Genomic DNA, 21,490 nt, shown 5'->3' with positions numbered 1-21,490 from the left:
GGGCTACGTGTTTGTCCGCTCCGCGGTGTGCTTTGGGACAACCCGGTGACCGGACCGGGCGGGACACCGGGAGCGGCCCGGGCGGGACACCGGGAGCGGCCCGGGCGGGGGTGGTCCCTGGGTTCTGCGAAAATCGGGATATGGCTCTGTTCCGTCGTCGCCGCTCCGCCGGCTCTTCAGACTCCGATGAATCCACGGCCGCCGTGGCCGCCTTCTGGGACGCCTGGCCCGATGTGCGCTCCGCGCTGTCGGAGTCAGTGCAGTCCGACACCCCGGTCCCCGCCGAGATGTCCGAGCGGGTCTCCGCGCTGGTCAAGGCGATCCACCCCGATCTCGACTGGGAGGTGGGCCGTATGCCCCAGCAGACGCAGGGCGGGCTGGACGGCCTCGACCTGTCGCCGGACGTGGACCCCGCCAAGCTCCTGGAGCAGCTCGCCGCGCTGGACGACCCGTCCTCGCTCACCGACGCGCCCTCCTACGCCATGACGATGCGCCCCGGCGCCTCCGAGGAGGCGCGCGTGCAGTCGGAGCGCTGGTCGCGTGCGGCCCCTGAGGACGGCGAGTGGCGGTTCCGCCCGGTCCGCCCCGCCGACCACGAGCAGCTGAGCGGCACGGTGCGCTGGGACGACCACGAGCTGGACCTGTCGCACGTTTCGGTGTCGATGCGGGTCGACCAGGGCAGCGGCAAGATCGAGGTGGGCGTCTACCACCCCGACAACATGTTCCTTTCCGAGGAGACCCGGCAGGGCGTGGCCGAGCACGTCACGCTGCTGGCGCTGGGTGAGGACCAGGTCGTGCGCTGGATCGGGAAGGTCGGCTCGCTGGACGAGCGCCCCTTGGACCCGCTCCCGCCGACGTCCATGCCCGCGGTGGCCAAGCAGATGGGCGACCTGCTCGGCGGGTCCGACGGCTGGGTGACGCTGCACGGCAGGCTGCCGCTGCAGGGCCCGGTGGAGATCCTGCTCCGCCACCCGGTGACCCGCCGCGACTACCCCGCGCTGTCCCTGTTCGTGCAGGTCCTGGTGCCCTACGCGGACAAGGACGCCGACCGGATGCCGAAGGAGAGCTCGGTGGCCGCGCTGTCCGACCTGGAGGCCCAGCTGGCGGGGATCCTCGGGGAGAACGGCACGATGTTCATGCAGCAGACCGTGGCCGGGCAGCGGATGTACATCTATTACCTGGACCCGGACTCGGGTGTGCTGCCGGAGTTCGAGAACGCGCTCAAGGACTGGCCCGAGGGCAAGGCGCAGCTGCGCACCCAGCTGGACCCCAAGTGGCAACAATTCCACTCGGCCCGCCGCCCTTACGTCCGCAAATTGGGCGGATAGCGCCCCCGCCTGACGGTAAGGGTTTTCCGCAGGTCATTCCCGGGGCGGGTCAGGGCCGGGTCAGGGCCGGGTCAACAGCGAATCCCCGTTTGCGCATCTGGCGCCCAAGCCCCAACAGGCGTAACGTGTCCTTCCCGCCAGGAGGAACGTGTCATGGACGGCGTGTTGTCTCGAACGCCCAGGGGCCGGCCTCGGGTCGCAGCGGTCGGCGCGATACTCGCGCTGTGCCTGGTGGGCGCGCCGCTGATGTCCCTGTTCCCCGTCGGTCTGTGGGACAAGGCCCAGGCCCTGATGCTGAGCGGCGCGGAGCTGGGGGTCATGCTGCTCGCACCGGTGGCCGCCGGCGGCATACTGCTGATGTTCCTGCTGGCGATGGTCTGGCTGAGATCGGCTGGGGTGCACCACCCCACCTCGTCCGCGGCCCTGGTGACCGGGACGTCGATGGCCACGCCGGTCATCCTGGCCTACCTGGCGCCCGCCTTCACGCCCTTTCCCGGCGGCACCGTCCCGAACATCGCGGTGGTGAGCGCCCTGGTGGCCGCGGCGGCGATGGGCGCGTGCGTGCTGGCCGGCCTCTCACCGGGCCGCTGGCGGCCCGGTGTCCTCCCCGGTGTGGCGGTCGGGGCCGCCGCCCTGCTGGTCCTGCCGCTGGCCTCCGAACAGATGCGGGACCGCTCCGAGGAACAGCGCTCGCTCACCCAGATCAACGGGTTCGAGCACACCATCGCCGTCGTCGACCACCCCGACTGGGATCCGGTGCGGGTCCACGAGGTGCACGGCGGGCTGCGCATGACCTACACCCTCGCCGCCCCGGACGCGGAGGCGACCTCGGGCCCGGGGGTGACCGCGAGCGGCGCCCGCCCGGCCCAGGCCACCAGCGTCCACGTGCTGAGCTGGTCCCAAGGGCGCGCCGCCGAGGGGATCCACAGCGGCTGCGGTTTCCCCAGCGTGCGGTGTGTGGACGCCGAAGGGCTGGTGATCGTCCACCGCGGCGGCGACAACGGGCCGCACGACGGCCGCCCCCGCGAGGTGCGCGTCCGGGTCGGCGACGGAACCGTCGCGAGTGTCCTGCCCGCCGAGGCCTCCCCCGCCGACCAACTGCTCACCGTCGCCCGTGCGCTGCGGGCGGAGCGGCACGGCGAACGCCACGCCCTGGCCCAGACCGTCCTCCAGGACTGAACACGCCGGGCGGGCCCCTCTGCCGAACCGCTGGGCGGGCCCTTCAACCGACCCCCGGGGACCGTTTCCTGAGGTAGGCGAGCCGGTCCCGGAAGTGGGCGGCCTCCTCCTCGCTGATCGGACCGGCCCGGTGCGCCCGGAGGGTCTCGCGCGCGCCCGCAGACGCGCGGGAGGATCCGGAGGCGGAGCGGTGGTTCTCGTGGAGGACCCCGCCCCGGCGGTCGACCACGTACACCGAGTCGGCCAGTCCCCCGCTCTCCACGTGGTGGGCGACCTCGGGGAGCGCGTCGTAGATCCGCTGGTGTTCCCCGGCGTCCGCCCAGCGGCCGATGCCCTCGTGGTCCAGGCCGCTCTGGAACCGGTCGGCGATGCCCAGCAGGCTGTCGCTGTGGTGGGCGGCCACGAAGGTGACGCTCACCCGGTACCCGGCGCCGGTGAAGCCGCCGAGGAGGTCCTCGGCGTCGTCCGGGTCGCCGAGCGGGTCGACCACCACGACGTCGTGGGGTCCCGCGCGCACGTGTTCCAGGCAGCGCCGTTCCAGGTCGGGGGCGAGGTGCCGGGCCGCCTCGGTGAGGGCGTTGAAGGGGTCGTCCTCGAAGATCTCCGCGTAGGCGGGATGCGCCTCGGCGTTGTCGTCCCGGTGGTAGACGGTGGTGGTGCCCGCGCCGACCACCGAGCGGACGGTCTCCAGGAGCGAGGTCTTGCCCGCGCCGGGCTGGCCGGCGAGGAAGACCGCTTGGGGCCGCTCCCCGGGTATGCGTCCGGCCGGTCGTCCGGCCGGCCTGGGCGGGGTGAGCGCGATGCGGCGGCGGGCGGACACGAGTGCGTGTTCGCGCGGCGTGAGGGAGCGGTCCCCTCGGGGGCGGACCAGTTCGGCGAGCTCGTCGGCGAGCTCGGGGTACTCCTCCGTGACGGTCCGGCGGCCCCGGGCGCCGAGGAGGTGTGCGCGCCGTTCGACGCGCAGGTAGAAGCGGGCGCCCTGTTCGTACTCGGCCTCTTCCAAGGAGCGGTCCTCGGCCGCGGCGGCGAGCTGCTGGTAGAGGATGCGCACCCGGCGTACCGCGCCGCGGACGCGCTCTTGGGCGTAGGCGTCACCGAAGTGCTCCCGGTACCCGCGGAGCCGCTCCTGGTCCGCGAGGCCTCCGCGGACCTCCGGTCCCGTCCCCGCGCGCCGATCGCCCTCTCGCCGGTCGCCGCCCATGCCGCCCTCTCCCGAACCGGAACCCGTCGTCCGGACCTCGTCGGACCTTCCTATCCGAGCCGCGGCGGGTGTTCCAGGGGCCAGAGTCCCGCCGCCGTGGCCGGGTCCGGACAGCACCGGGTCAGAGCCGTGCCGGGTTCTGTGCCGTCACCACTCCCCTGCCCCACAGGCTTCCTGAGTGTTCACGTCAACCTCGCAGCACTGACCTGCGGTTGCGCAAACGATGGGATTGACTCCACTCAGTAAGGGGAACTGGATCGTCCGAAACCCCTTTACTCCTGGGGTTCCCGATCTTTGGTCGGGGCATACGACACGTACGAGCACCGGTGGGCGCGCGACTCCCTCAGACCCCGGGAAGGGTGTAGCTGTTGAGTTCTGGCCAGGAACGAGGCAACGGCACGTCGGCGGAGGGCAACCCCCGCAAACCAGGGGGCGGCCCCTCCGCTCCGGCAGAAGGATCGACGCACGGGCACGACTTCCACACCGGCCGAAACCCGGTGAACTGGCCAGTCGTGGTGGGCCTGGTCCCGGAGCCCGCCGCGCACTTCCAGCGGCGTGAGATCTCCGGCGCCCTCGACGAGGCCCTCGCCGCTTTCGGGGCCCCGGCCGCGCACCAGGTGCTGTCCGGGGAGAGCGGGGTCGGCAAGACCCAGCTGGCCGCCCGGCACACGGCGCTCCTCCGCGCCCGCCCGTCGCCCGGCCAGCGCCCCGAGGTCCTCGTGTGGGCGGACGCCGCCACCCGAGACGGGGTGGTCTTCGCCTACGCCCAGGCGGCGAGGCGGCTCTTCGCCTCGGTCCCCAACGACCCCGAACTCGCCGCGGGGCAGTTCCTGTCCTGGCTGCACGAACCCGTGGACGCGCGGGGCCGCCGCTGGCTGGTGGTGTGGGACGACCTGGCCGACCCGGTGGAGGTCGGGGACCTGTGGCCGCCCTCGGACCGGGAGCACGGCCGGATGATCGTCACGACCAGGAACGGTCCGGACGGTCCCGCCGGCCGCCGCCTGGTCCCGGTCGGTGCGTTCTCCGACGCCGAGGCCCGCGCCTACCTGCGCTGCGCGCTCGCGGAGGCCGGGATCCCGCACACCGGTGACGAACTCGCCTCCCTCGCCGCCGCCCTGGGGAACCTGCCCCTCGCCCTCGCCCAGGCCGCGGCGTACACGGCCGACCGCCAGCTCACCCCCGCCGCCTACCTGGAGCTGTTCCACCGCCGGATGGCCGCGCTCAGCGAGAGCTTCCCCCGCTGGGACACGCGCAGCCCGCTCGCCGCCACCTGGGAGCTGGCGCTCGAACAGGCCGACTCCCACCGCCCCGAGAGCGTGGCCCGCCCCCTCATGGGGCTGATCGGGCTCCTGGACTCGACCGCCGCCCCCGAGCAGGTCATCGTCTCCCGCCCGTTCCGCAACTACCTGGGCCGCCGCACCTACCCCGCGCGCATCCTCGCCCGGAACGAGGTCCGGCTGGCACTGGCCGCCCTGGAGCGCCTCAACCTGGTCACCCGCGACACCCCTCTGGTGATCGGCGCCCACCGCCTCACCCAGCGCGCCACCCGCGAACACACCCGCACCCGCCCCAACCGGGAGGGGGTCCGCGCCATCGCCGACGCGCTCGTGGACGTATGGCCGGAGACCGCGCGCGACTCGGCCCTGGGACGGAGGCTGCGCTCCAACGCCGCCGTGCTGCGCGAGCGGACCGACGGCCGGGTCCGGGTGTGGAGCTGGCTGTGGGAGGAGAGCATCCACCCGGTGCTGTTCCGGGCGGGCCGCGGACCGCGCTCCGCCCGCCGGACGGAGTGGGCGGTGACCTACTGGGAGGTGTTGGCCGAGGCGGTCGGCCAGACCCTGGCCCCCGACCGGCCGGACCTCCCGGGCTCCTCCGGCACCTCCGGAACGAGTGTCGGCGGCGACCACCCGGCCCGGTTGATCGGGGCTTCCGGCGACCTGTCGGAGGCGCAGCGGGCCTTCGAGGAGCTGTACGAACGCCAGCTGCGGGTGCTCGGACCCGACCACCTCGACACGCTCCGGACCCGGCACGGGCTGGCCTACCTGCGCTCCGAGGCCGGGGACACCACGGGCGCGATCGTCCGGTACCGGGACCTGCTCTCCGACCTGGACCGCGTGGTGGGCCCGGACCGCGTGGAGACCCTGAGCACCCGGGGCAACCTGGCGGTCTGCCGGGCCGCGGCCGGGGACCTCGCGACGGCGATCCGGTCCGCGCAGGCGCTCCTCGCCGACCAGCACGAGTACCTGGGGCCCGACCACCCCAACACCCTCAACACGCTGCACAACCTCGCCCACTGGCGCGGAGTCGCGGGCGATCCGGAGGGCGCGGTGGCCGAACTCCGCGAGCTGGTCGCCGCCCAGGAGGAGGTTCTGGGCGCACACCACCCGAGCACCCTGGTGAGCAGGCACAACCTCGCCTGCTGGCGGGCCCGCGCCCACGACGGGGAGGGCGCCATCCGGGCGTTGGAGGCCTTGGTGGCGGACCGGCGCCGGGTTCAGGGGCCCGAGCACCCGGACACCCTGAGCAGCCTGCGCCAGCTCGAACGCCTCCGCCGCGAGTCCCGTGCCCGCGCCCGGGAGGCACCCAACGAGCGCGCTTCGGACGACAGCGGGGCGCGCGAGAGCGGCGCCAACGGCAACGGCGGCACCCACGAGGTGGACCCCAACGACGAACCCACCGGACCCCAAGCGCTCAACCACTCCTGGGGCTGAGCCCCCGCTTTCCCCGCTTTCCCCGCTTTCCCCCGATGATCTTGCTCCTGGTAGCAATTTCGGCGCCGATTTCGCCTCTGGTAGCAAGATCATCGCGGTGGGGGCGGCTTAGAGCGGCCAGCCGGTGTAGGCCTCGGCGAGGTAGGCGGAGCCCGCTTCGGAGGAGGTGATGGAGGACAGCTCACCGAGCTGGCGCTCCCGGTCGAAGGGCGTGCTCTCCGGCGCCCGGTGCAGGAGCGTGGTCATCCAGTACGAGAAGTGCTGGGCGCGCCACACCCGCGCCAGCGCGCGGTCGGTGTAGGTGTCCAGGGCCTCCTCCCGGCCGCCATTGAGCGCGCTCTCCAGTACCTCCGCGAGCACGCGGACGTCGGCCAGCGCGAGGTTGAGCCCCTTGGCGCCCGTCGGGGGCACCGTGTGGCCGGCGTCCCCCGCCAGGAGCAGGCGCCCGTGCCGCAGCGGCGTCTGCACGAAGCTCCGGAAGGGCAGGACCGAGCGCTCGATGACCGGGCCCTCCGCGAGGGAGAAGCCGTCCTCCCCGGCCAGGCGCGCCTGGAGTTCGTCCCAGATGCGCGCCTCCGACCACTGCGAGGCGTCCTCGCCCGGGTCGCACTGGAAGTACATGCGCTGCACCCGGTCGCTGCGCTGGCTGATGAGCGCGAAACCCCGGTCCGAGCGCGTGTAGATGAGTTCCGAGGCGCTCTTGGGGGCCTCGCACAGGATGCCGAACCAGGCGTAGGGGTACTCCCGGAAGTACTGCTGGCGGTCCTCGACGAGCTCGCGGCAGATGCTGCGCGAGCCGTCCGCGCCCACCACGATCTCGGCGGTGATCTCGTGCCGGCGCCCCTCGTCGTCCAGGTAGCCGACCCGCGGCTCGGTGACGACGTCGGCGACGCCGACCTCCCGGACGCCGAACCGCACGTCGCCGCCGTCCCGGGCCCTGGCCCGGGCCAGGTCCTTGAACACGGATGTCTGCGGGTACAGCCAGACCGAGGCGCCCACGAGCTTCTCGAAGTCCAGGCGGTGGCTCACCCCGCCGAAGCGCAGGTCGATGCCGCCGTGCCGGTCGCCTTCGCTGAGGACGCGGTCGCTGGCCCCGCTCTCGTCGAGCAGCCGGACGCTGTCGCGCTCCAGGATGCCCGCGCGGTGGGTGGTCTCGATGTCCTCCTGGGTGCGGTGGTCGACGACCACGCTCGGGATGTCGGCCAGGTGGAGCAGGTGGGAGAGCAGGAGCCCGGCCGGTCCGCCGCCGACGATGGCGACGCGGGTGCGGGTCCTGCTGGCGGGCTCGGGCATGGGGGCGATCCTTCCTTCCGCTGGTCCGGCCCTCCGGAGGGACCGGTCTTCCGGCAAGCGCGGCCGTTCGGTGGTCCGAAGGTAGAGCGGGGCCGGGGTGCGGCGTGGGCCACCCTTTCGCTCAGCGGAAGAATTGTCGAGGTCCGGCAGGCGACGCGGGCACTCACGAGCACCCGCGACCGCTCAGGTGCGTTCCCCGCCCAGCATCCTCGAGATCCCGCGGGAGGCGACCTGCAGGGCCGCGACCAACCGGCCGGTCTCCCGTTCCAGACTCGGCACGACCACCCCGATCGCGGCCACGACCTCGTCCTGGGACCGCACCGGCACCGCGACCGAGCACGCCCCGAGGGTCATCTCCTCGGCCGTGGTGGCGTAGCCCTCCCGCCGGACCCGCTCCAGTTGCCCGCTCAGGACCTTCGGCTCCCGGACGGTGTGCGGGGTGACCGGGCTCAGCGAGGCCAGCACCCGGCGGCGCACGTCCTGCGGGGCGTGCGCCAGGAGCACCTTGCCCACACCGGTCGCGTGCAGGGGCAGGGTCGCCCCGACGCCGCTCACCGCCGGGACCGAGGCCCGCCCGGCCAGGCGCTCGATGTAGAGGGCCTCGGTGCCGTCGCGGACCGCGAGGTGCACCGTGGCGAGTGTGGCGGCGTAGATGTCGTGCAGGAACGGCGACGCCGCCTCGCGGAGCCGTGACTGGACCGGTGCGAGCAGCCCGATCTCCCACAGCCGGCGCCCGACCGCGTAGTCCTGGCCCCTCCGTACGAGGGCTCCGTGTTCGACGAGCTCCGCGACGATCCTGTGGACGGTCGTGAGCGGCAGCTCCGCGCGCCGCGCGATCCCGGAGAGCGGCAGCTGCGGGTGGCGGTCGTCGAACGCCCCCAGGATCGCCATGACCCGGCCGGTGACCGTCGCACCGGGTGAACGGGTGTTTCCTGCCATGGCGCCCATCCTTTCACCCGTGCGGCCCGCACGCGGCGCGCCGGGCACTCCCGGAACTCGGGCCGGGGGACGATGAAACCCAAGTGGGGTCGGACGGCGTCCAACCGGGTAACCCCACACGCATGGGAAGGGTGAGGACGATGCCCCTGCCGCGCACCGAGACGACGATCGGCCTGGTGGCCGCGACGGCCCTGATGGTGACCGGTTGCGGAAACGACGACGCTCCCGGGACGGGCCAGCAAGGCACGGACGTGTCCAGGGACTCGCCCGGGACGGACGAGGCCATCGTGATCGGCGAGGACCCGTGGATCATCGTGCACGACTTCTCCGCGGGCCCCGAAGCCCTCCTGCACCTGGAACTCGAGTACCTGCCCGATCACGACTGCCTGGTGGTGCACGGGGTGAACCCGGAGACCCAGTCGGTGGAGTACTCGGGTGCCCCGGTCTGGCCGGAGAACGTGCAGCCCCTGAACAAGGACGGCGACGTGGGCGTGGTCGACCCGGACTACGGGCGGCTAGTGGACGGTGAGTCCTTCACCGCTGGAGGCTCCCCTGGGGCAACGGAATCACTGCCCTCCGCGGTCGAGATCCCCGACGAGGAGTGCCTGGCCGACGGCGGCTTCGTCCCCATCAACCACGGGTCCTTGGGGGCCGGCGAGGACTGAGGGTCTGAGGCCCGCCCCGCCTGAGGGGCCGTTGATTTCCTGTTTCCTGGCAGCGGCCCCAGTGTCACTGGGCACCTGTGGCACGCGAAGGCCCACCTGCACCCGGTGTACTCAGCGGATGGGGACACGGACGCGGAGGACTCCGGCCGATGCGGGCAGGTCCACGTCTGCCGCCTCTACGACGTGCGCTGAATACGCGGCTCCACCGGTCGGGGATCGGTGGAGCCGGGGTTCATTCCAGGCACTCGCCTTCCACGAGCTTCACTTCGCCGTCCTCCCAGCCGTCCATGCTGCGGTTTTCTCCACCGCCCACCCATTCCATTTCATACTTGCTGTAAAAAACCTCCCCGTCGGACTCCATGGGGCAGGAGACTTCAATCCTTGCCCACGCGGAGTCGGCCCCGAAAACCTCGCCGGGCCGCACCTCGGACAATCGACCGAACCCCCATGAGGACTCCCCTCCCCAGGAGAACCATGTCATTCTGTCAATTCTGACGTAGTTTGACGGCATGTAGCGATTCGGCGCCGTATGGTAGTTCACCTGCTCGCCGACTTCCATCACGTACACGGGCTCACCGAGGTTGATTCGCGCCCCGGTCGCGTAGTTGCGCCCGAACCCCAGCACAAGAAGAGACACGCAGACGGCTGCAATGAGCATGCCCCTCTTTCGCGCGGAAGTGCGCATGGATTCCCTCGTTCTCACAGTCTCGTTCGGACGGATGGCGGCGTGCGGAACTGTCATCCAACCGCGACGGACGGGTCCGCCTCGTAGCTGGGGGGTGGTCAGAGCCCACCCGTCGTTCCGGGGCCGGGGAACGGCCAGGAGCAGATTCGGCGCAGCAGGTCACCGGGCACGGCAGGGGTCAGTACCCGAACCAGCGCCTCTTCTGCTGCTCGCCCGTCCCCTTCCAGGCGTGCAGGACCGGCCAGACCAGAGGCGTGGCCAGGAGCAGTGCGAACATCCACCGGACCGGCCAGGGTTCGATGATCCCCTGGAACGCCTGGGGCGTCGCGACCAGTACCGTGACCAGGGATATCGCCCCTGTGGCGAATATCGGGGCGCTGGTCCGGACCCGGCCGGACAGGGATGCGGCGAATCCGATGGTCACCAGCACGAACGGCAGGCACAGCCCGAGCACCCCGGCCTGGACATAGGCCGGGGCCGGGTCCGGCTGGCCCGGCAACAGCGTGGTGCCGTCACTCATGAAGGCGAAGGCCAGGGCCGCGACAAGGCAGACGGGAGCGTACAGGGCGACCGCGAACACGGTCGACATCCAGGGGTAGGGGTTCGCGGGGACTCCGGCAACCCGCCGGAGCGGCGTCCCCAGGGCCTTCTCCGACAGCCAGGCCGCGGTACCGAGTCCGCCGCTGAGCAGTGCCGGAGCGACGGCCAGCGCGTACATGAAAACGGTCTCCTGGTACGGGGACGCTGGGCCTCCCATCAGCCAGTACGCACCGATCACGGCGGCGGCCAGCAGGCACATGTGCACGACGGGCAGCGCGTCGCCCCTCCGCCTCGACCGGTGGACCCCGAACGCCAGGGCTGCCGCCGCGCCCAGGAAGACCGCGGCGCTGAACAGGTCCGCCAGGAACCTCGATCCGCCCGGGAACCGGGACATCGTCAGCATGGTGGAGGCGGCGTTCAGGCCGTAGAGGACCGCGCCGATCAACGCGCAGAACCGGGCGCTCTGCCGCAGGAGGCTGTCGGTCAGCACCACGGGTGTCCCTACAGGTGTGCCTGGCACCCCCTCGGGAGGTCGGCCGGGCATGCCTTCGGGGGGTCCGCCGGGTGGGTTCCCGGGGGTTGCGCCCGGTGCTTCCTCAAGTGGTCGGCCGTTCTCCGGGTTGGTGGGCACTGGCGGTTCCTCCGGTCAGAGCAAGGGGCGGGGGCGGGCCGGTACGGGGTCCTGCCACGTCCGCCGGTGTGCCCGGCGGCCGCCTTCCCGTGCTCAGGCCGTCTTCGCCCTGTTCGATCCGCCGAGTGCACGGCTTGTTCTCCCTCTCCGTGTTCAGACTCGGCCGGGCAGCTCCGGATGGGGGCCTCCTGTTCTATGTCGGGCCGTGCCGGACTCAGCCGTCCAGGTAGGCGGCACGTGAGTCGAAGTACTCGGCCTCAGCCCGGGTCAGCGGTCGGGAGCGCTCCGCGACGATGGCCTCACGTGCACCGAGGGGGTCGGCCATCCGCCCGTCGGCGCCCCTGTGGTTCTCGTAGAGGCGGTCGCCGTCGCGAGTGGCGACGTGCATGGAGTCGACCAGTCCATGTGACTCCAGGTGGTGGGCGACGTCGGGGATCGCGGCGTAGAAGCGGTCGTGTGTTGCCCGCTCGACCCATCGGCCGTAGCCGTACTCGTCCCGGCTTACTTGGTAACGCTCGGCGATCCCCTGGAGGCTGAGGGACTCGTGGGCAGCCATGAACGCGACGGCAACGTTGTAGCCCTCGTCCGCGAATCCCCTGACCCAGTTCTCGGCGATTTCCTTGTTGCCCAGGGGATGGCTGACGATGACGTCGTACTTCGTCGCGCCGCCCCGCAGGTGGTGCAGGTAGCGTTGCCGGGCATCGCCGGGGAGTTGGCGGTCGGCGATGTGGTGCCCGTCGTGCTCGTACTCCCGGGCGATCGCCTCGTAGTGCGGGTGCACCTTCGCGTTGTCATCACCGTCGTAGAGGGCGATGCGGGATCCGCCGAGCCCGCCTCGAGCGAACTTCTGGGCGCTGGTTTTCCCGATGCCGGGTTGACCGGCCAGGAAAGCGACCCTTGGCCTCTCCCCGGGTGACCGGACCGGGACCTCTGTCGGAGTGAGATCGGCGATGCGCGCTTGGACCGCGCGCTCCAGCTGCTCAGGGGCGAGCGACCGGTCCCGGGCCGCTGGGTCGTGCTCCGCTCGCAGGCGCGCAGCAAGCTTCGGGTACTCCGCCAGGATCTGTTCCTGCTCCTCCGTTGAGAGCTCATCGATGCGCTTCTGAACGTCGGCATGGTGGCGCCGCAGCCTCTCGAACTCCCGCTGTTCAGCGGAGCCCTCCTGAGCGAAATGGGCGAGCAGCTGGTATTTCAACCACACGCTTTCGATGCAGCCGTCGAGGCGTTCCCGGCGTTTGATCGTGGCGATGTGCGCGCGCTGTGCGCGGTCGCGCTCCTGCTCCTCGACGCTGCGGTCGTCGCTCATGAGGCTCGGCTCTCCCAGGGGGCTCGGGGTTCTGGGTCGTTCCTATCCCGGTTCCGGGCGGCAGAACAGAGCAGAACCACCCCGTGGCCGAGAGTGGTCAGGGATCCCGATGTGAGCCTGGGCCGGGCGAGGAACGTTTGCGGTATGCGCGGAACGCATAGGCTCCCGGGCCGCTCTCGGAGTACCGGGCGCTGTGCGCGCTGAACCGGGTGGGAGCGGGCGAGGCAGTGCGCATTGGTGAGCTCGTCACCCTCGACAACGTCTGCTTCGCCACATGGGTGCGTGGCGGTTGGCCGGCAGCCGACCACGGCGACCGGGTGAGCGGACCCTGGCTGGGACCGCCCGCCCGGCGGGGTCCCGGACAGCTCACGGTTGCGGGCGCTCCGGGTTACCCGGCTACGCGACCGTCCGGATTCCCGGTTGCCCGGCACTCCAGGGCTCGGGCTACTCGCGGAGCCAGGGCTCCGGGAGCGGGGAGCGTTCGGTGAGGGCGCGGTCCAGGCGCTCCCAGCAGCGGGCGGCCTCGCGGAGCGCACGCCAGGCGACGACCACTCCCCCGACCTCCCGGAGCGCTTCGCTCACCGCGTCGTAGCACTGGGTGGCGTACTCGTAGGCGATCCCGCGCCGGGACGCGGGCGGTGCGGGGCGCAGCGCGGCGCGCCAGGTGGTGGGCAGCGGTTCGCCGGACCTGATGCGGCGGTCGAGTTCGGAGAACAGCCGGTCCGCCCGGGCGAGGGTGCGCACGGCGTGCGCGGACCGGCCAGGGTGGCGGAGGATCGCACCGATCTCCGCGACCAACTCGTCGGTCCGGTGGGTCAGAGCGGCGCCGGACTGCTTCTGGGTACCGGGCCACTGGGTGGTGTGGGTGCGACGTCGCGGGGTGTTGGGGTGGGAGTTCATGCGCAGCACACCCTCACGGCCTCGGGGAGGTGGGTCGCGTACCGGCGCACCCGGCGGGAGCGGCGGCGGAGTTCGGCGGCGAGCCCGTGGATGTAGCCGTAGGCGGAGGCGTGCAGCCCGCGGGTGGGGCGCGCGAGGCGCACAGGCACTGCGAGCACGGCAATGAGGGCCAGTAGGATTTGCATGTCGTCCTGTCCTATTCAGGTCGGCCATGGCCCCGGGGCGTGTGTCCGCACGTCGCCGGGGTTCCCTAGTTGGGTTGAGTAACTATACCTTTACCTTGTCATAGCTAGCTATGGCCTGTCTCAGATTAATTCACTAGACCACCGCATGCCAGTCTCGATTGCATGGCAGATGCGAGCATCCCCGCTGGTTACGGCCCTGACAGCGAGCTTGACTACGAAGGCCCCGACCCGGTCTGGCTACAGCTGGCCGCAGTACTGATCGCGAGAATCGAGCGGGGCGACTATCCACCCAAGAGACCGATCCCCAGCATCGCGGGGCTCGTCCAGGAGTTCGGACTGGCGCGCGGAACCGTCCGCAAGACGACCGCCTACCTAGCGGAGCTCGGTTATGTCCGCATTGTGAACGGGAAAGGCGCTTTCGTCCTAGCTCGCAACTAAGATCGATTTTCACCCATTAGTCACAATGGGCCGCTGCATCGTGCCAAAAAAACTTCAAGAAAAACCCGGGATTCCGTTCCCAGCACCCTGCGGAGTGCGCCATACTAATCACAGAGGGTAGGAAGCAGGTCCCGCCGGGGGTTCTTCTACTCACCTCCGGCGGGTGCTTGTTCCGTCCGACCCACCCTCTCGGGGCTCCGATTCAACGTCCGCCTCACTATCGGACGCGGAGTTCTTAGCGGCGGTAACTTCTACGCTCTGGTTTCCGCCGCTACTCGCTTGCCCGGAACCGTCCTGCCCCTGGAGCTGGGACTCCAGCTGGCGCACCTGACGGCTCAGTTCCTCCAGCCGGTCCATTACCGCGGTGTGCTGCACCAGCTCCATCTGCTGGTCCTCTTCCCAGCGGCTCTTGCCGAACTCCTCCTCCATCGAGGTCACGATCACGCCGATCACCAGGTTCAGCATGATGAACGCGGTCAGCACGATGTAGAGGACGAAGAAGATCCAGCCGTACGGGTGGTGGGCGAGCACGGCGTCCGAGACGTCCGGCCAGTCCTCCGTAGTGATCAGCAGGAACATCGTGTAGAGCGTCGTGCCCAGGTTGCCGAAGTACTCCGGGACGGCCTCCCCGAACAGCTGCTGCGCGAGGACCGCCGACGTGTAGATGACGATCAGCAGCAACCCGATGACCGTGCCCATTCCCGGCACGGCTTGGAAGAGCGCGCCGATGATCTGACGCATCTGCGGGACCGCAGTGATGAGCCGTAGGACGCGGAGCACCCGCAGGATGCGCAGCACAGCGAACGGGCCGGTCGCAGGGATCAGCGACACCGCGACCACGGAGAAGTCGAACCAGTTCCACGGGTCCTTCCAGAAGTTCCACCGCCAGGCGTAGAGCTTCAGGAGCATCTCGACCACGAACAGGCCGACCACGAAACGTTCGGCCACAATGAGATACGGAAGTACAGAACCCCCATAAGTGGCCCAACCCAATATCACGGCATTGAGCAGGATCACGGTGAGCATCGTGTTGGAGAACCAGCGGTTCTCGACCAATCGAGTGACCTGATCACGCCGCAACGCCACAAACCCCCTCGCGCTCACGCCCTGAATTCAGACAAGGCGCAGCCAAATGTATCGAAGCACTTCCGGACACCCCGGAGCGCGTCATAGTTCCCACCGTTCAGCGCACGTCCAGCCCGACAGGACGGGTCCGGCGGTCGGCACCCGGCCGGGCGGGCCCCACCGACCGGAGAAGGCACGACGACCAGACGACAGTAGTGTCACGAGGGGATAACCGCACCCGGGTTCGGCACGTGCCTCTTCCCACACGCCGGCGGTTCTCGGTTTCGGCCCCGACCGATCCATCCCCGACCACCCACTGGAACCGGCACCGAGCCGCAGGTACGAGCATCCTGCCCAGGGCGAGCCCGTGCCTGAAACGTCGTACCCCGCTGGTATGTTCGTCGCTGGCCTCGGCGGCTTTCGGCAGCTACCGGGCGCCGCCCCCAGTACAGCGCCCGCGACCGAGGAAGAGACATGGCGGAGCTGAAGTACTTCACCGGTTCGATGAACTCGGGCAAGAGCACGATGGCTCTCCAAGAGCACCACTCCCGCGGCGGCGAAGGTGTTCTGTACACCAAGCAGGACCGCGCGGGCTCCGGGATCATCTCCTCGCGCCTGGGCCTGAAGTCGCCAGCTCTCGAGGTCGGCGACGCCCTCGACCTCTACGACGACATCGCGGACCGCAAGGCCCCCTACGTCATCTGCGACGAGGCCCAGTTCCTGTCGTTCAAGCAGGTCGGTCAGCTGGCGGGGGTCGTCGACGGCATGGGCATCGACGTGTACTGCTACGGGATCCTCACGGATTTCCAGGGCGCCCTGTTCCCGGGCTCCCAGCGCCTGGTGGAGCTAGCAGACAAGATAGAGATCCTGCCGGTCTATGCGCGATGCTGGTGCGGCAACCGCGCTACGCATAACGCCCGCGTGGTCGACGGGGTGATGGTGTACGTGGGCGAACAGGTCCACATCGGGGGTACGGAGTCGTACACGACCCTGTGCAGGCACCACTTCATGGCAGGCGTGGCGTAGTCCAACCGGTGACCGCCACTACTCAGGGATAATAGTAAAGAAGCGACCATCCAGGCGATCGCCGAGATCTTCGGCCTGTCTCTTGAAATCGTTCTCCGGAACTTGACCGCTTTCCGCCCCCGTGGGGTCACCGGAAAGGTTAATCTTGTATACGGCACTTCGTGACTGAGCGACAGCTAGGTACTGAGAGACGCCTTCCTCATTTTCACCGTAGTAGGCTTGCACATCGTCAGCCCAAGACAACGCCTCTTCAGAATCAATCACAGAAAATTCTTCGGAAACCACTGAAATTTCCTGTTGATATATTTCTGACGCTATTAGATCCCGATCCCCATTCGGATCATGGATGATTGCCTCAAAGCTGAAGTCCATGTACCAGAGCGCCGTCGTCCCCACCTGCGGTTTCACAGTGTAACTACACTCCCCCGACGCCATTCGCTGACTTGAGGGATCATAGCCAGAATCCTCAGCAGCATCTGAGTGACTACTAGAAATCTCATCTTCAATCGAGATGGCTGTCATTTCATCAAGAGAAATATAATCATTACAGAGGTCGAGCCCTCCGGGCTCCATAACTTCCCTCGGCTGGCCAGTCTGCTCAACGAGCCCAGGAGGCTCTTCACTGGCCCCTGGGACTCCGGATGATGCTGTGCTGACGAACAGGCTCAGTACACCCACAAGGACACCGAATACACTGAAAGCCGCGAGCGTTCCACAGCCGAAAATCGTCGCAGCAGCCTTCCAGCCGTGTAGGCCCTTCGTCGCCGGTTCCTTGCGCTCCCGATCCGTTTCTTTCGTGTCCGCCACGGTTACGCCTGCGCCTCCAGCTGAGCCTTCACTTCGGGGTGCTCAAGCGGACGGGTGAAACCCACGATGTCCGCACGATTGGGGTCATCGTACTCGCGCACGGCGATAGGTCCACAGTTGGTGCACCAGGCTTCAACCATCAACCCGTCGTCGACCACCATTCCCATATGGCCGGGCCCCGGGGGTTCTCCAGCACGGGTCACATCGAAGAAGACCAGGTCACCCGGTTGTTCCTCACCCATCGGAACCTCCGGACCGAAGTCCCACTGGTCTTGGGAAATCCGAGGCACTGTCACGCCGATGCTCTCGTAGGCCTTCATGGTCAATCCGGAACAGTCATAGCCGTCCGGACCGGTGCCACCCCAGACATACGGGAGCCCGCGCTGGTCGAGGGCCCAGTCGACAACCGCCTGGGTCAGCTCGTCCGGGGCCTGACCGATCGGTCCGCCTTCCTCATCCAGCTCACAGAGGACAGCGCTGCGCACGGAGTCCGTGGTGTCGTATTCGCCTTCCGCATAGCGTTCAGCCCACTCCATCACGTCGTCCACGTACCACCAGGCGTGGTTGTAGCCGTAGATCGCCTGTCGGACGTCGTCCTCCAAGCCGTGGGCGAGCAGGTAGTCAGCGGCGGCGGGGATCGCGTCGGCGGGGTTGTAGACATCGACGATCCCGTCCCCGTCACCGTCGACCCCGTAGCCCTCCTCCGGCCGGTCCTCGACCGCCTGTACCGGCTCACCGCCCCAGCTGTTCCCGGCCGCCGAACCGTCCAGCGAACCGAACTGCATGGGACCGGCCGCACCCCAGTCGTTATGGCCTTCAGTGATCCCCGGGCCGTCCCAGCGCCCGTGGTGCGACTCCACCTGGCCGATGCCCGCCAGGATGTTCCACGGCACCCCCCGGTCGTCCCCGGCTTCCTGGTACAGCTCCAGGTAGTTCTCCGGGATGGAGTCCATGGCGTATTCGCTGGTCCCCGGCTGGTCGGCGTCGGCGTTGGGTTCGCAGATCACCCCGGAGGCGAGCCAGGAGCCCACTTGGGAGTTGTTCGTGATCGCCGGGATCACCATCAGGGTCAGGAAAACCAGTCCGGCCACACCGACAGCGGCCGCCACGGCGGCCCGGGTCAAGCATGATCCGCTTCGCTGCTCATCGGGGGCGGGGGTTCGGAAAGCGGAGATCAAGCGGTCACTCCTCCCCGAATTGTCCTGATTCCGCGGGCTGGAAGTCGAAGACCTCCCAGGAATCACCTTCGTGGGTCACGGTGATGGCGAACTCCCCGAGGTCCTCGTCGAATCCGGCGTCGCCCGTCTCGGTGATGGACTGAGCCGTGACCTCGAAAGTGATCGAGTCCTCGCCGAAGGTCCGAATCGTGTCCACCGAGGCCCGTCCTTCGGCGACCGCCTCCGCCTCGGTCATTTCCTCCCAGAAGGCCCCGGCCCGAGTCGCATCGGAGAGCACTTCCGCGTACTCCTCGGTCGCCAAGGCCTCCATGGAGGCGTAGTAGGTCTCGGGGTCCTCGGTGTAGTCGATGGTGCCGTAGGCCTCGGCGAAGGCCTGCGCTGTCGCGCCCGCAGCCTGGAACTCTGCCTCGCTGAACGGGAACCATTCGAGGACGTCCAGGTCCTCGGCCCCGGTGGTCGGGATCGGGCTGGGCGGTGCCGTGGCAAGCCCGTCCGTTCCGGTGGGCTCCTCGGTCTCGCTCTGCGCCGTCCCAGGTTCGCGGGGCGGACCGGTGGGCTCTTCTGCTTCGTCGCCTCCGAACCCGCCGAGGCTGATGTAGATCCCGAACCCGGCCAGGGCAACGATCAGGCCGACGATGACCAGTCGCTGGGTGCGTTCGGGGAGAGGGTTTGGCATGGTTCCCGGGGTGCCTCGTCTTCGGTCAGTCGTCGTTCAGCCAGAAGGGGACATCGCGTTTCCGGTCCCTGGTGCTCGATGATCCACCCTCGCCCCAGAAGGGAGTGATGGGGGCGTTGTCGTTCTTCTTTCCGGAACCGCTCAACCAGCTGCCCTCACCGTCACCGCGCCTACCCCGGTCTGCAGGGGCGGGGCGAGGCGGTCGCTGCGGTGCGGGCCGGTCGCGCTTCTCCCGCGCACCTCCCCAACGGGAGCCGCGGTTTCCCACGTTGCCCTGGGCCGGGGTGTCCTCGCGACCGCTGAAAATACCGCGCCCGGTACTGGGCTGCGGCCGCTCTGAACTGGCAGCGCGGGAGTTGCCCGAAGCTCCGCCGAACACCCCGCTGTCCGCACCACCCGACCCGGAACCGCCGCTGTCCCTTCGGTCCGAGTTGTTGCCGCCACCTCCGGTACCGAAGACCGCAGCCCAACCGCTATCCCCGGTTCCGGTGTAACCCCCGGTCGGACGAGGCGGAATGGATGAACCACCGCCTTCACCCCCGCCACCGGTGCCCTTGCTACTCAGGCTCGGGGCTTGGTCAGAGGAACGGTTACCACCGCTGGGTCGCCCGGTGGCACTAGGACTCTTCCTGTTGACGTTGAGCGGCGGCGCAGCATCGTTGTCTCGGACACGACCGTAGCCAGCCGCGCCCCGAACACGGGCACCATCGCCGCGTGTGGTCCCGCCCTCCGGGACCTCCTCGCCACCATCCGCAGCACCGGCTGGTACACCACCACTGGCAGGCACCCCACCAGCCGTCCCCGCAATCATGGCTGCACGACGCCGACCCCAGTTCTGGCCCTTGAGGTAGGCAACCGGCGGCAGAACCGCCGCGCTCTTGTCCAGAGCCTGCGTCCGAGCAGCGTCACTGATAACGCGCGAGGCAAAGGTCTGGGCATTCACCGATGCGAAGAGGTAGGTCAGGGTTTTCCGGTAGATGAAAATAGCCAACGTGAACAGGGCCAACAGAATCATCTGCAGACCCCACCCTAGATTGGTCGACATGACGATTCCGTAGCTCATGACCAACAACGCGATTAGCAGCACAACGAAGATCTGCTTAAGCAGGAAACCGACCATTAGCTCAACCCACCTGAGTAGGACCATACGCCCATATCCTGGATGGATGCCTATGAGCAGGAAGATCGGCGATAGCATAAAGAGCAGCATGAAGGCAATCTTGAGTACAATAAGCGCCACAGATCCAGCGAGAATCAGACCACCAGCAAAAATAGAAGCAAAAAGTGCAAGAGTGGCAACCCCTAGACGACTTCCTTGGTCATCGCCAGAGAAAAGTGGATAGATGCTCGGGTATGTTGACTCTACGTCTGCAGCAATTTCCTCATAGGACTCTTGCTTCTCTGAAACGAGTGCATTCGCGTCAATATCGCCATCAGCAATCTGCTGCTGTTCAATTCGGCTAATCCCCTGAGCTTCGATCAAGTCCATCGAGTGGTCAATGGAAGCGTCTTCAGCAAGACCCGTACTGCCAAATTGCCCTGCCACCCATGGCTGACAAACCAAACTCGACCACATCATGTCAGCATTACGCCGTACCTGGAAATCAGATTCTGATTCCCAATCAGCGCGCTCGGGAGGCTCTGCGCCAGCCGGACAAGTGCCCGAACCTCCTCCATAGGGAACTTGACCAACAGCACTGGTGACCAGCTGAGTACCAGAATTCACGAGTGTGTTCCCCAAGCCCATAACCTGAGCCGGATTGACGAGAATCCAAATACCGAGCGCTGTCGCGGCAACCATCCACACTGATGATTCAAGTGTGAGTGTCATCCGCTTGCGAATAAGCCCATACCACCCAAGCCAGACTGCACTCAGAATCACCATGGTGGGGATTAGCGGACGCCAAATACCTTCCCTGAGTGCAACAATAACCTGCTCAACGGTTTCGGTGAAACTGGAAAGTAGCCCATCCGAAGTAGCCGCCTGATAGACGGTGATAGTCGACTGGTTGATGGTCTTAGAGAGATCCCAAGCAGAATTTGCGAGGGTCGCTTGAGGGCCCGAGCTCATTTTGTCGACGCAGGATTCGGTGATCATATGCCACTGCTGTCCGGCCGTTCCGTACTGGCCGTACATGCTCGAATCGGGTGGCATTGAGTCAGGAGCACCCTCGATTGCCGACTGGGACTGCGGCGGGACCAAAAGGCCGTCCGAACCACTACCCGCAGACTCCGGCAGGGGCACAGGATCACCGGGACACATCGGGTTGGCCTGCGCCGCGGTCAGCGGGATCAGGATGAACCCGCTCAGCATCAGGAACGTCATCAGTAGGCGTCGCCAACCCCGCCGGTGGACGTGCTGATGCGTCATCTGCTGAGCTCCTGCGTCGTGGTTCGGGCGAGGTATCGATGGCAGACAGCTGGGACCCCGGCCACACACCCCCGCACGCAAGCTTCACGCGCGCGAACGTACGCGACCACAAGGCCCCCGCTTGTCTTTACCCCATCCTCTATGGTGCGCCATCACCGGGTTGGGGGTTGGGTACAACGCGACCGGTTTTCCTGTTCTCACCCGGGAAGTGGCGGGGACGTGGTGGACAAAGCAGGGGGTTCTGCACGTTTGTGCTGGTAGCAGGCTTGAACGGGCGACCGGAACGCCCAAAAACGTCAAGGCCACAATTTCCTGACCTGACTCGGACTATGAGCGGCGTCACAGAACTTTCTGTCGCGAAAATTG

The 21,490-nt window shown here is 68.3% G+C and carries 19 protein-coding genes; 6 read left to right on the top strand and 13 right to left on the bottom strand.

The genetic code is table 11. The features are described from left to right. Nucleotides 1-140: 140 nt before the first annotated feature. A complete protein-coding gene (locus ACYVD1_RS08095; RefSeq protein ID WP_460769782.1) occupies nucleotides 141-1,328 on the top strand; it encodes a DUF695 domain-containing protein in 1,188 nt (395 codons plus the stop codon). A 153-nt stretch (nucleotides 1,329-1,481) separates the two neighbouring features. Beyond that, complete coding sequence (locus ACYVD1_RS08090; RefSeq protein ID WP_460769778.1) at nucleotides 1,482-2,507, top strand: hypothetical protein; 1,026 nt, start codon at nucleotides 1,482-1,484, stop codon at nucleotides 2,505-2,507. Between the two features lie 43 nt (nucleotides 2,508-2,550). On the opposite strand, the gene ACYVD1_RS08085 is transcribed toward ACYVD1_RS08090, so the two are convergent. After that, entirely contained in the window at nucleotides 2,551-3,708 is a 1,158-nt protein-coding gene (locus ACYVD1_RS08085) for a zeta toxin family protein (protein ID WP_460769776.1), read from the bottom strand. 368 nt (nucleotides 3,709-4,076) lie between these two features. Here ACYVD1_RS08085 and ACYVD1_RS08080 point away from each other — a divergent pair, with 368 nt between their 5' ends. Next, the gene (locus ACYVD1_RS08080) at nucleotides 4,077-6,419 is read left to right on the top strand and encodes a tetratricopeptide repeat protein (protein ID WP_460769773.1); all 2,343 of its coding nucleotides are present in this window, start codon (nucleotides 4,077-4,079) and stop codon (nucleotides 6,417-6,419) included. A 108-nt stretch (nucleotides 6,420-6,527) separates the two neighbouring features. Here the strand turns inward: ACYVD1_RS08080 and ACYVD1_RS08075 are convergent, their stop codons facing one another. Both ACYVD1_RS08075 and ACYVD1_RS08070 read right to left on the bottom strand, forming a co-directional pair. Beyond that, nucleotides 6,528-7,712: a 4-hydroxybenzoate 3-monooxygenase gene (locus tag ACYVD1_RS08075; RefSeq protein WP_460769770.1), complete on the bottom strand. Its 1,185-nt coding sequence runs from the start codon at nucleotides 7,710-7,712 to the stop codon at nucleotides 6,528-6,530. A 183-nt stretch (nucleotides 7,713-7,895) separates the two neighbouring features. Next, nucleotides 7,896-8,651 carry an IclR family transcriptional regulator gene (locus ACYVD1_RS08070; RefSeq protein WP_460769767.1) on the bottom strand — a complete coding sequence of 252 codons (756 nt, stop codon included), beginning with the start codon at nucleotides 8,649-8,651 and terminating at the stop codon, nucleotides 7,896-7,898. A 140-nt stretch (nucleotides 8,652-8,791) separates the two neighbouring features. On the opposite strand from ACYVD1_RS08070, the gene ACYVD1_RS08065 reads away from it, so the two are divergent. Continuing rightward, the gene (locus tag ACYVD1_RS08065) at nucleotides 8,792-9,316 is read left to right on the top strand and encodes a hypothetical protein (protein ID WP_460769764.1); all 525 of its coding nucleotides are present in this window, start codon (nucleotides 8,792-8,794) and stop codon (nucleotides 9,314-9,316) included. A 232-nt stretch (nucleotides 9,317-9,548) separates the two neighbouring features. Here ACYVD1_RS08065 and ACYVD1_RS08060 read toward each other — a convergent pair whose 3' ends face one another. The 5 genes from ACYVD1_RS08060 to ACYVD1_RS08040 all read right to left on the bottom strand — a co-directional run bounded on the left by ACYVD1_RS08060 (nucleotide 9,549) and on the right by ACYVD1_RS08040 (nucleotide 13,563). After that, the gene (locus ACYVD1_RS08060) at nucleotides 9,549-9,974 is read right to left on the bottom strand and encodes a hypothetical protein (protein WP_460769762.1); all 426 of its coding nucleotides are present in this window, start codon (nucleotides 9,972-9,974) and stop codon (nucleotides 9,549-9,551) included. A 205-nt stretch (nucleotides 9,975-10,179) separates the two neighbouring features. Further along, entirely contained in the window at nucleotides 10,180-11,034 is an 855-nt protein-coding gene (locus tag ACYVD1_RS08055) for a hypothetical protein (RefSeq protein WP_460769759.1), read from the bottom strand. A 352-nt stretch (nucleotides 11,035-11,386) separates the two neighbouring features. Continuing rightward, nucleotides 11,387-12,478 carry a zeta toxin family protein gene (locus tag ACYVD1_RS08050; RefSeq protein WP_460769757.1) on the bottom strand — a complete coding sequence of 364 codons (1,092 nt, stop codon included), beginning with the start codon at nucleotides 12,476-12,478 and terminating at the stop codon, nucleotides 11,387-11,389. Nucleotides 12,479-12,922: 444 nt separating this feature from the next. Then, on the bottom strand, nucleotides 12,923-13,378 hold the full coding sequence (locus tag ACYVD1_RS08045) for a hypothetical protein (RefSeq protein WP_460769755.1): 456 nt from the start codon (nucleotides 13,376-13,378) through the stop codon (nucleotides 12,923-12,925). Beyond that, a complete protein-coding gene (locus ACYVD1_RS08040) occupies nucleotides 13,375-13,563 on the bottom strand; it encodes a hypothetical protein (protein ID WP_460769753.1) in 189 nt (62 codons plus the stop codon). Before ACYVD1_RS08040 ends, ACYVD1_RS08045 begins: the two co-directional genes overlap by 4 nt. Nucleotides 13,564-13,725: 162 nt before the next feature. On the opposite strand from ACYVD1_RS08040, the gene ACYVD1_RS08035 reads away from it, so the two are divergent. Next, nucleotides 13,726-14,001: a GntR family transcriptional regulator gene (locus ACYVD1_RS08035; protein WP_460769749.1), complete on the top strand. Its 276-nt coding sequence runs from the start codon at nucleotides 13,726-13,728 to the stop codon at nucleotides 13,999-14,001. 150 nt (nucleotides 14,002-14,151) lie between these two features. On the opposite strand, the gene ACYVD1_RS08030 is transcribed toward ACYVD1_RS08035, so the two are convergent. Then, a complete protein-coding gene (locus tag ACYVD1_RS08030) occupies nucleotides 14,152-15,027 on the bottom strand; it encodes an ion transporter (protein WP_460769931.1) in 876 nt (291 codons plus the stop codon). A gap of 513 nt (nucleotides 15,028-15,540) precedes the next feature. Between ACYVD1_RS08030 and ACYVD1_RS08025 the strand changes: the two genes are divergently transcribed. Beyond that, entirely contained in the window at nucleotides 15,541-16,092 is a 552-nt protein-coding gene (locus tag ACYVD1_RS08025; RefSeq protein ID WP_460769745.1) for a thymidine kinase, read from the top strand. Nucleotides 16,093-16,110: 18 nt separating this feature from the next. On the opposite strand, the gene ACYVD1_RS08020 is transcribed toward ACYVD1_RS08025, so the two are convergent. From ACYVD1_RS08020 to ACYVD1_RS08005, 4 genes are read right to left on the bottom strand one after another with little or no spacing between them, the layout of a single operon-like run. Next, a complete protein-coding gene (locus ACYVD1_RS08020) occupies nucleotides 16,111-16,899 on the bottom strand; it encodes a hypothetical protein (protein ID WP_460769741.1) in 789 nt (262 codons plus the stop codon). Between the two features lie 2 nt (nucleotides 16,900-16,901). Then, a complete protein-coding gene (locus tag ACYVD1_RS08015; protein ID WP_460769739.1) occupies nucleotides 16,902-18,077 on the bottom strand; it encodes a C40 family peptidase in 1,176 nt (391 codons plus the stop codon). Nucleotides 18,078-18,081: 4 nt separating this feature from the next. Then, entirely contained in the window at nucleotides 18,082-18,753 is a 672-nt protein-coding gene (locus tag ACYVD1_RS08010) for a hypothetical protein (RefSeq protein ID WP_460769735.1), read from the bottom strand. A gap of 25 nt (nucleotides 18,754-18,778) precedes the next feature. Further along, nucleotides 18,779-21,124, bottom strand: coding sequence for a TrbL/VirB6 family protein (locus ACYVD1_RS08005; protein WP_460769731.1), 2,346 nt, complete (start codon nucleotides 21,122-21,124; stop codon nucleotides 18,779-18,781). Between the last annotated feature and the right edge of the window lie 366 nt (nucleotides 21,125-21,490).

Source organism: Nocardiopsis nanhaiensis (assembly GCF_054778635.1).
The sequence above is the reverse complement of the archived record's forward strand: the minus strand, read 5'-3'. Positions and strand labels throughout refer to the sequence as shown.